Genomic DNA, 13,199 nt, shown 5'->3' with positions numbered 1-13,199 from the left:
GCTTATGACTGGAGAAACTCATGTACGACCACATCGGATTACGCGTCGGAAATCTCGACGCCAGTGTGCGCTTCTATACGGCAGCACTCGCGCCCTTAGGTTTCGTGCTGTGCTCGCGCGACGATTCCGGCGCGGGCTTCGGTCCCAAAGGCGAACCGGCGCTCTGGCTGCATCTGCACAAGGGATCGGCGGGGTCAGCGGCGCATGTCGCGTTCCGCGCCAAGGATCACGCGGCTATCAAGCAATTCCATGCCGAAGGCCTGAAAGCCGGCGGCCGCGACAATGGCGGCGCCGGGCCGCGGGCGGATTACAGCCCGACCTACTTTGCGGCGTTCCTGATCGACCCCGACGGCAACAATGTCGAGGCGGTTTGCACGTAATGCCGATGCACGAAACCGTAGGGTGGGCAAAGCGAAGCGTGCCCACCATTCAAAATAGCAATCTCGGTTGGAGGGTGAGCACGGCGCAAGCGCGCCTTTGCCCACCCTACTGATCAGAACGACAAAGGAAAGACCATGGCTTCCATCCACAAAGAAATCCTCATCGACGCATCCCCCGACCACGTCTGGGACGCGCTGCGCGATTTCGGCGCGCTGCATACGCGGCTGGTGCCCGGCTTCGTGACCGACACCAGGCTCGACGGCGACGCGCGCATCGTCACATTCGCAAATGGCACGGTGGCGCGCGAAATCCTGGTCGATTGCGACGACAAGAAGCGCCGGCTGGTCTATGCCATCGTCAGCGAACGTATCAAGCAGCACAGCGCCTCGGCACAGGTGTTCGCCGAGAGTGATGGCCGCACCCGCTTCGTGTGGATCGCCGACGTGCTGCCGAACGAGATCGCGCCCTACATGGATGCGCAGATGGATCTGGGCCTCCTCGCCATGCAGAAGGCATTGGGACGCAGTGCCGCATGATGTCCGCGTTTCTCGACGCCCTCGGCGCGGACGGCCCCTCGGCCGACCGCGCCGGCAAGATGGATCTCTACGGTCGTTTCGTCGGCTCCTGGGATCTCGATGTCAGGCAATTTTCCGAAGATGGCACGGAGCGGCGCCGCGCCGGCGAATGGCATTTTGGCTGGGCGCTGGAGGGGCGCGCGATCCAGGATGTCTGGATCGTGCCGCCACGCGGCGAACTGCGGCACGGCGACGCCGCGGCCAATTTCAGCTCGTACGGCACCACGCTGCGGGTCTACGATCCCGATATCGACGCCTGGCGGATTCAGTGGACCGACCCGGTCACGCGGAATTTCCTGCAGATGATCGGCCGGGCGGAAGGCTCTGACATCGTACAGTTGGGCACGCGGCCGGACGGCCAACTGGCGCGGTGGAGTTTTAGAGACATTACTGCCGACGCGTTCCTGTGGCGCGGCGAAGTCTCGGCGGATGCAGGCGCAACTTGGCGTGTCGTCACCGAGTTCACCGCGCGTCGCAGGCAGGCGTGATCTTTCGCACAGATCGGTTCCCTGCCCGCTCCTAGCCTCGGCGCGTGCGTCTGAATGGCGCCGCGCCCGCGGCCGCCCGCGCATGAGGAGTCGAACCATGACTGGAGCTGACAAGGTTGTCTGCCACGCAGCCACGCTGCTTTTGCTGTTCACCCTGACCGCGATGCCGGCAAAGGCGCAGTTCGGCGGTGGGGGCGGCGGCCAAGACATGATGACGCAGATGGCGCCGATGCTTGAAATGATGAAGGCGAAGATGGGCAAGCGCCGCTTCGCCATGATGATGCAGACCATGGGCCCGATGATGAGCCGCATGATGGAAGGCGGCGGCGGTAGTGGTCTTAACGGTCTTGGCGGCATGATGGGCGGCGGAATTCCAACCGGCATCGGCGGCGGTTATAGCGGCGGCTATGTGCCCGAGGGTTACGGCGTGAGCACCGGTGGCATGAACATCGGCGGCCTTGGCGGCGGCGACTTCATGGGCATGCTCGGCGGCGGTGGCGGCGGCGAGCTGATGAGCATGGTTCCGCAACTGATGCGCATGGCCAATGTCAGCGGCGGCCGTCACGGCCGGCGACGCACGCGGCGATAATCATTTCCGTCATTGCCTGCGACAAACGCGAAGCGTTTGCGCAAGGTAGCGAAGCGACGACTTGTCCGCCGTAGCTCGAAGAGCGAAGGCGGAAGCAATCCATGCCTCAGCAAGCGGTGAGATGGATTGCATCGCGGAGCCTGTCATCACTGTGCGAGCGCATTGCGCTCGTCGCCGGGCGCGCATTCGCGTGACCCGTTGGCTCGCAATGACGATCAAGACAGCGCCGGCTTCACCACGGGCACAGGCTGCTTCGGCCCCCAACGGGTCAGCATCACGCTGACGCACGACAGCACACCGAGCAACACCATCGAGGCCGCCGCCAGCTTGAAGAAGTCCTGTGCGGTCGCATTGTGCGTGGACAGCCACCAGCCGCCGGTGCCGATAAACAGCAACCGCGCGGTCTGCGCCAGCACCGGACCGATCATTTTAGCCGCGCCTTGCGATGAAAAATAGCACGTCGTGGCAAGGCCGATGAAAGCATACATCGGCGCCGCCGTGGACAAATACTGCCGGCTGGCGGCGCGCACGCTCGCATCGTCGGTGAAGAGATTGACCCAGATGTCGGGGAATACAGCAATGACACTCGCAACCGCACCGACCGAGACGAATGCGACGACCCCCGCGATCCAGCAGATTCTGCGGGCCCGCGCGATGCGCTGCGCACCGACCGCCATGCCGACCATCGGCACCGAGGCGATGCCAACCGCAAATGAGATCGACGTCAGCATGAATTCGAGCCGCGCGCCGATGCCGTAACCGGCGAGGATTTCGGTGCCGAAACTCGCCAGCATGTGGGTGAAGATGCTGATGGTCAGCACCGACTGCAGCGGCGAGAAGCAGGAGATGGCGCCGACCTTCAGGATGTCGATGAACATCGGCATGCGAATGCGAAGGCCGCGGATTTTCGGAATAACGCGCGCGCGGCCGGAAAACAGATACCAGGACATCACGGAGATGCTGATCAGGTAGGCGATCAGTGAGCCCGCCGCGACGCCGCGCATGCCGAATTGCGGGATCGGGCCGAGGCCCAAGCCTAGCGTGCCGCCGAGAATGATCTGGCAGACGGCCGACGAGAGCATCATTAACGACGGCAGCTTCATGTTGCCGGTGCCGCGCAAAATGCCGGACATCGTATTCATCAGCCACGGCACCACGGCGCCGCCGAAGAAAATTTGCGTATAGGCAACCGCCTGCGTCAGCACATTGCCGCGGCCGCCGAGCAGTTCGAGCAGCGCGGGGCCGAAGATCAGCATGCCCAGCATGAAGGTCAGGCCAAAGCAGAGGCCGATCAGGAGCGCATGCGCGGCCAATGTCGAAGCGCGTTCGATATCGCCGGCGCCAAGCGCACGCGCAATCGCCGAGGCCACGCCACCGCCCATGGCGCCGCCCGACATGGTCATGGTCAGGATCACGATTGGAAACACCAGCGCCATCGCGGCCAGCGATTCCACGCCCAGCCGGCCGATATAGGAGGTCTCGGCGATTACGACACAGGTGCCGGCGGTCAGCGCGATCACGTTCGGCCAGGCCAGCCACAAGAGCGTGCGCAGGATCGGGCCGTCGATCAGCGCATTCTTCACCGGCGCTTCCGGCGGCGGAAGCGGGCGCTCCTTCTCGTCGACGGGAATTTCGGCAACGCCGATATCGGACATTTCTGCTCCCCGCGCGCGGATTTGGTTCCACGGCGCGCTGTTTTCCTAGCACGGCGGGGGATGATTCCACGTGCGCCGGGCGCAATGGGGGCCTGCGGGATTGTGCTGCAGGGGCGTGCTTTGCCCTCCACTTGAGCGCGAGGCGCGCCCAAGCCGCCATTTCACGGGGAATTCATGCCGCCCCCACGAACGTTTAGGCCCGCATCGCATTGGTAAGGCGACTCCCTTAGGGAAACCCGTCATGCGCAAGCACCTCCTCCTGGCCCTGAGCGTTGGCGCGCTGGCGCTGCCGCTGGCCGCCTGCAACGATCCCAAGGATACCGCGACTGACACCGCGACCGTGGCGCAGACGTATGGTCCTTCGCCAACCCTGCCGCCGCCGGAACATTCGTGGATCCCGACGGTCGATATCGCCTCGGTCAACCGTTGGCCCGATGGCGCCAAGCCGACCGCCGCCAATGGCATGACGGTCAGTGCTTTCGCGACCGGGCTCGACCATCCGCGCACGGTCTATGTGCTGCCGAACGGCGACGTGCTGGTCGCCGAGAGCAACGCACCGCCGAAGCCGGACCGTGGCTTCAGCATCAAGAGCTTCATCTACGGGTTGGCGCAGAACCGGGCGGGTGCAGGAGTTCCGAGCGCCAATCGCATCACGCTGTTGCGTGACGCCGATGGCGATGGCGTTGCCGAGACGAGAAGCACCTTCATCAGCAACCTGAACTCGCCATTCGGTATGGCGCTGGTCGGCGAAGATTTCTACGTCGCCAATGCTGACGCGATCGTGAAATTTCCTTACTCGACCGGAGACACCAAAATCAGCGCACCCGGCGTCAAGCTGGCGGACTTGCCTGCGGGCCCGATCAATCACCATTGGACCAAGGATCTCGCCGCCAGCCCGGACGGCACGAAGCTGTATGCGACGGTCGGCTCCAACAGCAATATTGGCGAGAACGGCATCGACGCCGAGAAGGACCGCGCGGCGGTTCTGGAAGTCGACCGTGCCAGCGGCCAATGGCGCGTGTTCGCCTCGGGCCTGCGCAATCCGAACGGCCCGGCATGGAATCCGAAAACCGGCGAGCTCTGGGTCGTCGTCAACGAGCGCGACGAACTCGGCAATGATCTTGTGCCCGACTACATGACGTCGGTGAAGGATGGCGCGTTCTACGGCTGGCCATATAGCTATTTCGGAGACCGCGTCGACACGCGCGTCGAGCCGCGACGGCCCGACCTGGTGCAGAAGGCGATGGCCCCGGATTATGCGCTCGGCGCGCATACCGCCTCGCTCGGGCTGGCGTTCAACACCGGCAATCTGTTTCCGCAGGAAATGGCAGGTGGCGCGTTCATAGGCCAGCACGGCTCGTGGAATCGCAAACCGCGCGCTGGCTACAAGGTGATCTTCGTTCCCTTCAAGGACGGCAAGCCCTCGGGCGCGCCGCAGGACGTGCTGACCGGTTTCCTCAACGACAAGGGCGAGGCGCAGGGCCGCCCCGTCGGCGTGCGGCTCGACAAACAGGGCGCGCTCTTGGTCGCCGACGACGTCGGCAACACGATCTGGCGCGTGACGCCGGCGGCGAAATCGGCATCGCGGTGACTGGCAACTACCGTCATTGCCTGCGACAAACGCGAAGCGTTTGCGCAAGAGCGTAGCGACGAAGCAATCCATCTCTCGGCAAGCGGAGATATGGATTGCTTCGCTTCGCTCGCAATTGTCGACGCTAGACCCGGAAATGCTTGGAGAGCTTCAACCCCTGCGCCTGGTAGTTCGAGCCGATGCGCTGGCCGTACATGGCGTCGGGGCGCGACAGCATTTTCTCGTAGACCAGACGGCCGACGATCTGGCCGTGCTCGAGAATGAACGGCACCTCGCGCGAGCGCACTTCGAGCACCGCGCGCGCGCCCTGCCCGCCGGCGCCGGCATAGCCGAAGCCGGGATCGAAGAATCCCGCGTAATGCACCCGGAATTCGCCGACCAGCGGATCGAACGGCACCATTTCCGCGGCGTAATCCGGCGGCACCTGCACGGCTTCCTTCGATGCCAGGATATAGAACTCGCCGGGATCGAGGATCAGGCTGCCGTCCGGGCGGGCCGGGATCGGCTCCCAGAATTCGTCGACGGCATAGCCGCTGCGGCGGTCGATATCGACCACGCCGGTGTGGCGCTTGGCGCGGTAGCCGACGAAGCCTGATGTATTTTCGCCGGAGAGATCGACTGATAGCGCCACGCCATTGGCCAAATCTGCGTCGTCGATATCGACCAGCCGCTCCGCGCCATGCAGTGCGTCGAGTTCGTCGGCGTTGAGGATGGCGTCGCCGGTGCGGAAGCGCACTTGAGAGAGCCGAGAGCCCTCGCGCAGCAGCACCGGAAACGTCTTCGGGCTGATCTCGGCATAGAGCGGGCCGTGATAGCCGGCGCCGATCATGTCGAACCGTCGCGTGCCGTCGGCGATCACACGGGTGAAGACGTCGAGCCGCCCGGTCGAGCTCTTTGGATTGGCGGCCGCTACGATCGACGGCGGCAGCGCCAGGCTCTCCAGCAGCGGCACGATGTAGACGCAGTTGGTCTCCAGCACCGCGCCGTCGGAGAGGTCGATTTCGTGCAGCTTCAACTCGTCGATGCGCTCGGCGACAGTTGAGCCGGGACCGGGCAGAAAACTCGCGCGCACCCGGTAGGCGATATCGCCCAGCCGCAAGTCGAGGCTCGCCGGCTGGATCTGGCTTTCGACAAAGGGATATTCCGGCAGGATCAGGCCCGCATCCGCCATCGCCGCGATCATGCGGTCGGGCAGAATTCCGTTGGCGTCGGGCGGGAGCGTGAACGGCACGGCGCGATCCTCAATACGGCCCAAATGTCATCCAAACCTCTTAAATATGGGCTTTTAGGGGTTATCCGATGGCCGCCTTGACGGGAAGGGCGCGAGGTAATATCAGCATGACTTATCCCGTGGTGATTTGAGCCGGCCGGCTTGCAGCCACGTTAAATAAGTCGCTAAACAGGCCGGGGACACGTGTGATCCCGGCCTGTGGAAATTTTTCCAGGCCGGTTTTTTGTGACCATTTTCCAAGATGGTCACGGCGGAGGTCACATGTCTGAGACTCGTTCTACCAAGCGTTATCGCCCCGAAACCCGCCTTGTCCATGGCGGCACGCTGCGCTCGCAATTCGGCGAGACGTCGGAGGCGCTGTTCCTCACCCAGGGCTACGTCTACGACAGCGCGGAGCAGTGCGAGGCCCGGTTCAAGGGCCAGGAGCCCGGCTTCATCTATTCGCGCTATTCCAATCCGACGATTGATATGTTCGAGCGCCGCATGATCGAGCTCGAGGGCGCGGAAGCCGCGCGCTCGACCGCGACCGGCATGGCCGCGGTGACGACCGCGATCCTCGCGCCGCTCCGGGCCGGCGACCATGTCGTCGCCTCGAAAGCCCTGTTCGGCTCGTGCCTTTACGTGGTGCAGGATCTGTTGCCGCGCTACGGCATCGAGACGACGCTGGTCGACGGTCTTGATCTCGACCAGTGGCAGCGCGCATTGCGGCCGAACACCAAGTCCTTCTTCCTGGAGAGCCCGACCAATCCGACGCTCGACGTGCTCGACATCCCGGCGATTGCCGAGATCGCGCACAGTGGCGGCGCACGGTTGATCGTCGACAACGTCTTCGCCACGCCGATCTGGCAGAGCCCGCTTTCGCTTGGCGCCGACGTCGTGGTCTACTCCGCAACCAAGCATATCGACGGCCAGGGCCGCTGCCTGGGCGGCATCATCCTGTCGTCGGAAGCTTTCATCGCCGAGCACATCCATAACTTCATGCGCCAGACCGGGCCATCGCTCTCGCCGTTCAACGCCTGGGCCCTGCTCAAGGGCCTGGAGACGCTCGGCGTGCGCGTGCGCGCGCAGACCGAAACGGCGGGCAAGGTCGCCGACGTGCTCGCGTCGCATCCGAAGATCTCGCGGCTGATCTATCCCGGCCGCGCCGATCACCCGCAAGCCGAGCTGGTGAAGAAGCAGATGCGCGCCGGCTCGACGCTGGTCGGCTTCGAGGTCAAGGGCGGCAAGCCGGCCGCATTCCGCTGCCTCAACGCGATGCGGATCGCGCGCATCTCGAACAATCTCGGCGACGCCAAGAGCCTCGTCACGCATCCTGCGACGACGACGCATCAACGCCTGACGCCGGAGGCGCGCGCCGAACTCGGCATCAGCGAAGGCTTCATCCGCTTCTCCGCCGGGCTCGAGCATGCCGATGATCTGATCGAGGATTTTACGGCTGCGCTGGAGAAGGCGTGAGGTAGCTGCAAATGCGTAGGGTGGGCAAAGCGAAGCGTGCCCACCATCGTGCCGCGTGCATCCTGATAGAATGGTGGGCACGGCGCTGACGCGCCTTTGCCCACCCTACGAATCTCACCTCACATCGGCCTATACGCCCGCACGTCCGACGGCACGTTGACGCCGAGCTTGATCTGGCCGACCGACCTGATGATGTCGTCGCCGAGCAGTTGCGCGAAGCAGGCGTAGCCCCAGTCGCTCATGTGCAGGCCGTCAGCGATCACGAAGTTCTCGATCGGGATCGCCTGCTTTTCGTGCCAGTCCTTCATGACCGCGAAGCGCGGAAATAAGCCGACCTTGCGAAGCTCGGCGGTCTTGTTCAGCAGCGTCATCATCTTGCCGGCGCTTTCGGCGTGCTCGTTGACCCGCGGCGAATATTGCGGATCGATCAGCACGATGTCGGCGCCAACAGCCTGAATGCGCGCGATGCCTTCCTCGACGAGTTTTGCAGTCTCACCCGGATCTAGGTTGCGCAGCACGGCGTTGGTGCCGACTTGCCAGATCACCAGGTCCGGATGCATGTCGATGACGGAGGTCTGCAGCCGCTTCATCATTTCCGGCGCGTCCTCGCCGCCCTTGCCGGCATTGACGACGGAGATGTCGGCCGTCGGATATTGCCGGCGCAATTGCGCGGCGAGCCGGTTGGGATAGTTGAATTCCGGCGAGGTCGCGCCGAAGCCGGCGGTCGATGACGATCCGAACGCGACTATCACCACCGGCTGACCCGCGACGAGCTTGCTCGCGACGCGCGGCAGCGATCCCATCGATTTGGAAGCACCCTTTGGCGGCAAGCAAGGAACACGGCTGAAGATGTCGCCGGTCGATTTCGCGACCTCCTTCACCTTGTCGATCGCCTTGCCGGTGATGCCCTTCTGCGCGGCCGGATTGGCGGCAGCCGCCGGCGCGGCCTGCGGCGGCGCGCTTTCAGCGGAGGGCTTGTTTTCAGTCTTGTTTTCAGTCTTGGCGTTGTCGGACAGCGCCGCCTGCTGGGCGGTCTGTTGCGGGGCCGTCTGGGCACGCAGCGGCGACACCGAGGCAGGCATCAATAGCGCCAGGCCCGCGGCGAAGACAGTCAGCAATATCGACAAACAAAAAGGGTAGTGACGACTCATTAACGCTGGTCCCTAATTCTGCTGCGCCTGATCGAGGCGGGCCGCATCGAGCACAAATTTCGACAGCGCGCGGCCTAGGCAGCCATGAACCCGTTTGGCCATGTCGGTGCCATGAAAAGTACTGAACAGGTCGAAATCTCCGGCATCGTTCCAGTGACGCATGATGGCAAACCGGTCGAACAGCGGAACATTATGCTGCTGCGCCACCACGCGCATATTATCTAGGTATGGCGGCGCGGAAATCATCGTTTCCGTGCGCGGGCTGTATTGCAGATTGACCAGAACCACATCGGCTCCTGCATTTTGCAGTGCAGCAACTCCCTCGTCGATGGCACCGCGAAAATCGTCGGGATCGACGGATCGCATAGCATCGACGGTTCCCGTCTGCCAGATGACCAAAGTAGGCCTTTTTGCTTCCACCAGCTTAACGAGGCTGGCGTCGACCTCCTCGGCCGTCTTCCCGGTCTGTAGTTCTACGGAGAGGTTGATCGGGATCGAGGGCAGCTTCTCCTTCAGGGCCGCCTGCAGCTTGGCGGGATAGGCGCTGGCTTCGGAGGAAAGGATGGTCGAGGAGCGGCTCCCCACCACCAGGACGGTCAGTGGCCGGGCGTTCTTGACGGCCTCGGCCACCTTCGGAAGCGTGCTCTCGGTGGAGAGGAGATAGCCCGGAACTTCGCAGGTCTGCGGGGCAGCATCCTGGGCGCGCGCAAAACCAGCGGCTGCAAGACCGGCAAACAGCGTCAGGATCAGCACAGCTCCAGAACCGGGCCTCATGCGCTTCCTCCCGCCATGTCGGAGTTGCCACCCGCGATTTTCGTTTTCGACGCTCCTTTGTCGGCCGAATGCTTGTACCACGAAATAACCCACGCCACGCCCCACATGAAGAGGATTCCGGCAAGGCTCACCAGGGCGTGCGCGAAAGCACCCCCGCCAACTTCGGCCAGCACGAAGTGCCCGGCAAAGGCCAGGAAGACGCCGAGGCAGAATATCTCAAGCGAATGCTGGCCGCACAGGATCAATGGTCGCAGCCAGGGCGATTTGAGCCCCGACCAATCCTTGCGCAGGAAGCGCACGGTGAGCGCCGCCAGCGCCAGGAAATGGGCAAAGCGCAGCACGTCCAGATCCGTCTTGGTGATCGGATACATCCACTGTTCGAGCCGCTTCGGCATCAGAAAGCTGAGCTGCGGTATGTGCCAGGTCAACGTGACGAAGAAGGCAAACGTCAGATAGGCAATGCAGATCCACATCGTCACCGGCGACGTCAGGATGCGGGACATCCGCGCCGCGCCGCCCAGCGCGCACCAGGCGCCGAAGACGAACAGCAACTGCCAGCAGAACGGATTGAAGATCCAGAAGCCGCTCGGATAGGCCGTCAGATACCAGTCGAAGTGCCAGGTCAGTGCGTACAGCAGCACTGACAGCCCCAGCGCGATGTCGGCCCGCCACTTCATCAGCCACAGGATGACGGGCAGAAACAGCATCAGCACGATGTAGAGCGGCAGCACATCCATGTTGACAGGCCGGAATCTCAGGAGCAGCGCCTGGACGATGGTGACATCAGGCTGCTTGAGAAAATCCATGATGCCCATTTCCTCGCTGTAGAGCGGGTTCTCGAAACGGGTGGCGACGTAGGAAATTTCGGCGAGGAAGATCGTGAACAGGAACACATGCGCGACGTAGATCTGCCAGACCCGGCGCATGATCCGCGCGGTCGCCACCACGAAGCCGGCCTCCAGCATCGCGCGGCCGTAGACGAAGGCGGCGGTGTATCCGGAGATGAAGATGAAGATTTCGGTGGCGTCGGAAAATCCGTAATTGCGGATCGTGAACCAGGTCAGGATGTTGGTCGGCAGATGGTCGATGAAGATCAGCCACAGCGCCATCCCGCGAAACAGGTCGAGCCGCAATTCGCGCTCGCCGGCCACCGGCAGCGCAATCGCCGGCGCAGAAAGCACCGCGGCCTTGCTATCGCTGAGGGGCGTTCCGGCAACTTGATCGGCAATGGACGACATCTGGCACCGTGAGTTGAGCTTTAGGCGTGCACTGTCCGGGAAAGATAATATCGGCCCGCAACTTGCACACAAGATACGCCAGCAGATACGGGGCCGGACCACGCGCGGGTGCGCTCTAGAATGGAACTATGTTGAAACCGCGATCAAACAACCGGCAAACCCGGCGGACCGGAGATTGTTCCCCCGGCATTCTTGGCTATGATGCCGAACAGGATTTCCGGAAGCTTGCCCGCATGTACCGCGCCGTCACCCGTCAGATCGAAGTCACCGTCGAACCGAACTTCCTCCCCGGGCGCTCCTCGGTCGACAAGGGCCAGTATTTCTGGTCCTACACCATCGTCATCACCAACACCGGCGCCGAGACCGTGCAGCTCCGTACCCGGCACTGGATCATCACCGACGCCACCGGCCGCAAGCAGGAAGTCCGCGGCGAAGGCGTGGTCGGCGAGCAGCCTGTTCTGGCGCCGGGCGAGCGCTTCGAATACACGAGCGGCGTGCCGCTGCCGACCGCGTCGGGCTTCATGACCGGGCGCTACCAGATGGTCAGCGAAAGCGGCGAACGGTTTGAGATCGACGTGCCGACGTTCTCGCTCGATAGCCCTGACAGCAGGCGGGTGTTGAATTAGGGACATCGCGACCTCCCTTCGTAGCGTCTTCCTTCGTAGCCCGGATGGAGCGCAGCGCAATCCGGGACAGGTTTAGCCAGCTGTGAGAATCCCGGATTGCGCTGCGCTCCATCCGGGCTACGGATTCCTCGGGGGCACCGTTCCCTCCCGTCATTGCGAGCGGAGCGAAGCAATCCATGGCGCGGCAAGCGGAGAGATGGATTGCTTCGCTTCGCTCGCAATGACGGGGATAATCCGTAGGGTGGGCAAAGCGCAGCGTGCCCACCATTCAAGGGTGGTGTCGCGGATAGATGGCGGGCACGCTGCGCTTTGCCCACCCTACGAAGCAGCTACTCTTCCACGCCCGCTTCATGCGGGGTGAACTGGTAGACCGAGGAGCAGAACTCACAAGTCACCACCACCTTGTCGTCCTTGACCATCTCGGCACGGTCTTTCAGCGCGAAGCTTTTCAGCATCGCCGACACCGCTTCGCGCGAGCACGAGCATTGCGCGCGCAACGGCAGCGGCGTGAACACGCGCACGCCGCGTTCGTGAAAGAGGCGATACAGCAAGCGCTCGCCCGACAGATCGGGATCGATCAGCTCGACATCCTCGACGGTGCCGATCAGCGACTGGCCCTCGACCCAGGCGTCATCTTCGGCAACGGAATGCGTCGCCGCGCCATCCGGCGCATCGCCGGGATGCAGGTCGGCCTGCCGCGCCCGCTCGGGCGCTTTCGGCAAGAACTGCAGCAGCATGCCGCCGGCGCGCCAGCGGTGTTTTCCGCCGTCGCCGCCGCGCCATTCCTCGCCGACCGCGAGCCGCACGCGGGTCGGGATCTGCTCGGAGCGCAGGAAATATTCATGCGCGGCGTCTTCGAGGCTGCCGCCGTCGAGCGCTACCAGGCCCTGGTAGCGGCTCATGTCCTGCCCCTGATCGACAGTCATGGCGAGATGACCCTTGCCCAGCAGCGCGCCTGTATCCTGGCCGTCCTTCAGCCGCTTCGCGTCGTAGCGCGCATAGGCGCGCAGGCGATCCGGCGACTGGAAATCCACGATCAGGAACGACACCGGGCCGTCGGTCTGCGTCTGCAGGATGAAGCGGCCGTCGAATTTCAGCGCCGAGCCAAGCAGCGTCGCCAGCACGATCGCTTCGCCGAGCAGTTTGCCAACCGGCGTCGGATAATCGTGCTTGGTCAGGATATCATCGAGCGCGGGGCCGAGCCGGGTCAGCCGTCCCCGCAGGTCGAGTTCTGCGACCTCGAACGGCAGCACGGCGTCATCGACGGGAACGGACGAGGGCGCGCGAACGGGCGCCTCGGTCGTGATTTTGATGTCTGATTGTGAATCCATGGCGCTTTATCTGGGGTCGGTTGGGCCAAAGTGAAAGGGGGTTGAGAGGCGTGAAATATCTCCACGAGTCGTCCCTGCGCACGAAGGGACCCATAGCCACCGGCTTTTGTTACT

13 protein-coding genes and 1 riboswitch are annotated in these 13,199 nt (G+C 63.5%); of the genes, 7 read left to right on the top strand and 6 right to left on the bottom strand.

Going from position 1 to position 13,199, the window contains the following annotated elements:
* The first annotated feature begins 20 nt into the window (after positions 1-20).
* From IVB05_RS02835 to IVB05_RS02820, 4 genes are all read left to right on the top strand, one after another.
* A complete protein-coding gene (locus tag IVB05_RS02835; RefSeq protein ID WP_247782925.1) occupies positions 21-380 on the top strand; it encodes a VOC family protein in 360 nt (119 codons plus the stop codon).
* Positions 381-515: 135 nt separating this feature from the next.
* The gene (locus IVB05_RS02830) at positions 516-917 is read left to right on the top strand and encodes an SRPBCC family protein (RefSeq protein ID WP_247782924.1); all 402 of its coding nucleotides are present in this window, start codon (positions 516-518) and stop codon (positions 915-917) included.
* Positions 914-1,444 (top strand): hypothetical protein, encoded by a 531-nt coding sequence (locus IVB05_RS02825; RefSeq protein ID WP_346771826.1) that lies wholly within the window; start codon positions 914-916, stop codon positions 1,442-1,444. Before IVB05_RS02830 ends, IVB05_RS02825 begins: the two co-directional genes overlap by 4 nt.
* A gap of 97 nt (positions 1,445-1,541) precedes the next feature.
* Positions 1,542-2,033, top strand: a complete 492-nt coding sequence (locus IVB05_RS02820; RefSeq protein ID WP_247782923.1) for a hypothetical protein — start codon at positions 1,542-1,544, stop codon at positions 2,031-2,033.
* A gap of 215 nt (positions 2,034-2,248) precedes the next feature.
* Here the strand turns inward: IVB05_RS02820 and IVB05_RS02815 are convergent, their stop codons facing one another.
* Positions 2,249-3,688: an MATE family efflux transporter gene (locus IVB05_RS02815; protein WP_247782922.1), complete on the bottom strand. Its 1,440-nt coding sequence runs from the start codon at positions 3,686-3,688 to the stop codon at positions 2,249-2,251.
* Between the two features lie 241 nt (positions 3,689-3,929).
* Between IVB05_RS02815 and IVB05_RS02810 the strand changes: the two genes are divergently transcribed.
* Positions 3,930-5,279: a sorbosone dehydrogenase family protein gene (locus IVB05_RS02810; RefSeq protein WP_247782921.1), complete on the top strand. Its 1,350-nt coding sequence runs from the start codon at positions 3,930-3,932 to the stop codon at positions 5,277-5,279.
* A gap of 124 nt (positions 5,280-5,403) precedes the next feature.
* Here the strand turns inward: IVB05_RS02810 and IVB05_RS02805 are convergent, their stop codons facing one another.
* On the bottom strand, positions 5,404-6,510 hold the full coding sequence (locus IVB05_RS02805) for a 2'-deoxycytidine 5'-triphosphate deaminase (RefSeq protein WP_247782920.1): 1,107 nt from the start codon (positions 6,508-6,510) through the stop codon (positions 5,404-5,406).
* Between the two features lie 109 nt (positions 6,511-6,619).
* A riboswitch (SAM riboswitch) is annotated at positions 6,620-6,699 on the top strand.
* Positions 6,700-6,771: 72 nt separating this feature from the next.
* Here IVB05_RS02805 and IVB05_RS02800 point away from each other — a divergent pair.
* Positions 6,772-7,965 (top strand): O-succinylhomoserine sulfhydrylase, encoded by a 1,194-nt coding sequence (locus IVB05_RS02800; RefSeq protein ID WP_247782919.1) that lies wholly within the window; start codon positions 6,772-6,774, stop codon positions 7,963-7,965.
* Between the two features lie 119 nt (positions 7,966-8,084).
* Here the strand turns inward: IVB05_RS02800 and IVB05_RS02795 are convergent, their stop codons facing one another.
* Genes IVB05_RS02795 through IVB05_RS02785 form a run of 3 tightly spaced genes read right to left on the bottom strand, consistent with a single transcriptional unit; the run spans position 8,085 to position 11,128 of the window.
* Positions 8,085-9,116: an SGNH/GDSL hydrolase family protein gene (locus tag IVB05_RS02795; RefSeq protein ID WP_247782918.1), complete on the bottom strand. Its 1,032-nt coding sequence runs from the start codon at positions 9,114-9,116 to the stop codon at positions 8,085-8,087.
* A 12-nt stretch (positions 9,117-9,128) separates the two neighbouring features.
* Entirely contained in the window at positions 9,129-9,890 is a 762-nt protein-coding gene (locus IVB05_RS02790; protein ID WP_247782917.1) for an SGNH/GDSL hydrolase family protein, read from the bottom strand.
* On the bottom strand, positions 9,887-11,128 hold the full coding sequence (locus IVB05_RS02785; protein WP_247782916.1) for an OpgC domain-containing protein: 1,242 nt from the start codon (positions 11,126-11,128) through the stop codon (positions 9,887-9,889). Before IVB05_RS02785 ends, IVB05_RS02790 begins: the two co-directional genes overlap by 4 nt.
* Positions 11,129-11,361: 233 nt before the next feature.
* On the opposite strand from IVB05_RS02785, the gene apaG reads away from it, so the two are divergent.
* Complete coding sequence (gene apaG / locus IVB05_RS02780) at positions 11,362-11,754, top strand: Co2+/Mg2+ efflux protein ApaG (protein WP_214490382.1); 393 nt, start codon at positions 11,362-11,364, stop codon at positions 11,752-11,754.
* 329 nt (positions 11,755-12,083) lie between these two features.
* Here the strand turns inward: apaG and IVB05_RS02775 are convergent, their stop codons facing one another.
* On the bottom strand, positions 12,084-13,085 hold the full coding sequence (locus tag IVB05_RS02775; RefSeq protein WP_247782915.1) for an Hsp33 family molecular chaperone: 1,002 nt from the start codon (positions 13,083-13,085) through the stop codon (positions 12,084-12,086).
* Between the last annotated feature and the right edge of the window lie 114 nt (positions 13,086-13,199).

This window comes from Bradyrhizobium sp. 170 (assembly GCF_023101085.1).
Classification (GTDB): Bacteria; Pseudomonadota; Alphaproteobacteria; order Rhizobiales; family Xanthobacteraceae; genus Bradyrhizobium.
Note: the sequence above shows the minus strand (reverse complement) of the source record. Positions and strands in the feature narration are given on the sequence as shown.

Bases quoted from the DNA above. Each gene is read 5' to 3' on its own strand.
- IVB05_RS02810 (WP_247782921.1), top strand. From the start codon at position 3,930: ATGCGCAAGCACCTCCTCCTGGCCCTGAGCGTTGGCGCGCTGGCGCTG.
- IVB05_RS02790 (WP_247782917.1), bottom strand. From the start codon at position 9,890: ATGAGGCCCGGTTCTGGAGCTGTGCTGATCCTGACGCTGTTTGCCGGT.
- IVB05_RS02795 (WP_247782918.1), bottom strand. From the start codon at position 9,116: ATGAGTCGTCACTACCCTTTTTGTTTGTCGATATTGCTGACTGTCTTC.
- apaG (WP_214490382.1), top strand. From the start codon at position 11,362: ATGTACCGCGCCGTCACCCGTCAGATCGAAGTCACCGTCGAACCGAAC.
- IVB05_RS02775 (WP_247782915.1), bottom strand. From the start codon at position 13,085: ATGGATTCACAATCAGACATCAAAATCACGACCGAGGCGCCCGTTCGC.
- IVB05_RS02825 (WP_346771826.1), top strand. From the start codon at position 914: ATGATGTCCGCGTTTCTCGACGCCCTCGGCGCGGACGGCCCCTCGGCC.
- IVB05_RS02835 (WP_247782925.1), top strand. From the start codon at position 21: ATGTACGACCACATCGGATTACGCGTCGGAAATCTCGACGCCAGTGTG.
- IVB05_RS02820 (WP_247782923.1), top strand. From the start codon at position 1,542: ATGACTGGAGCTGACAAGGTTGTCTGCCACGCAGCCACGCTGCTTTTG.
- IVB05_RS02830 (WP_247782924.1), top strand. From the start codon at position 516: ATGGCTTCCATCCACAAAGAAATCCTCATCGACGCATCCCCCGACCAC.
- IVB05_RS02800 (WP_247782919.1), top strand. From the start codon at position 6,772: ATGTCTGAGACTCGTTCTACCAAGCGTTATCGCCCCGAAACCCGCCTT.
- IVB05_RS02785 (WP_247782916.1), bottom strand. From the start codon at position 11,128: ATGTCGTCCATTGCCGATCAAGTTGCCGGAACGCCCCTCAGCGATAGC.
- IVB05_RS02815 (WP_247782922.1), bottom strand. From the start codon at position 3,688: ATGTCCGATATCGGCGTTGCCGAAATTCCCGTCGACGAGAAGGAGCGC.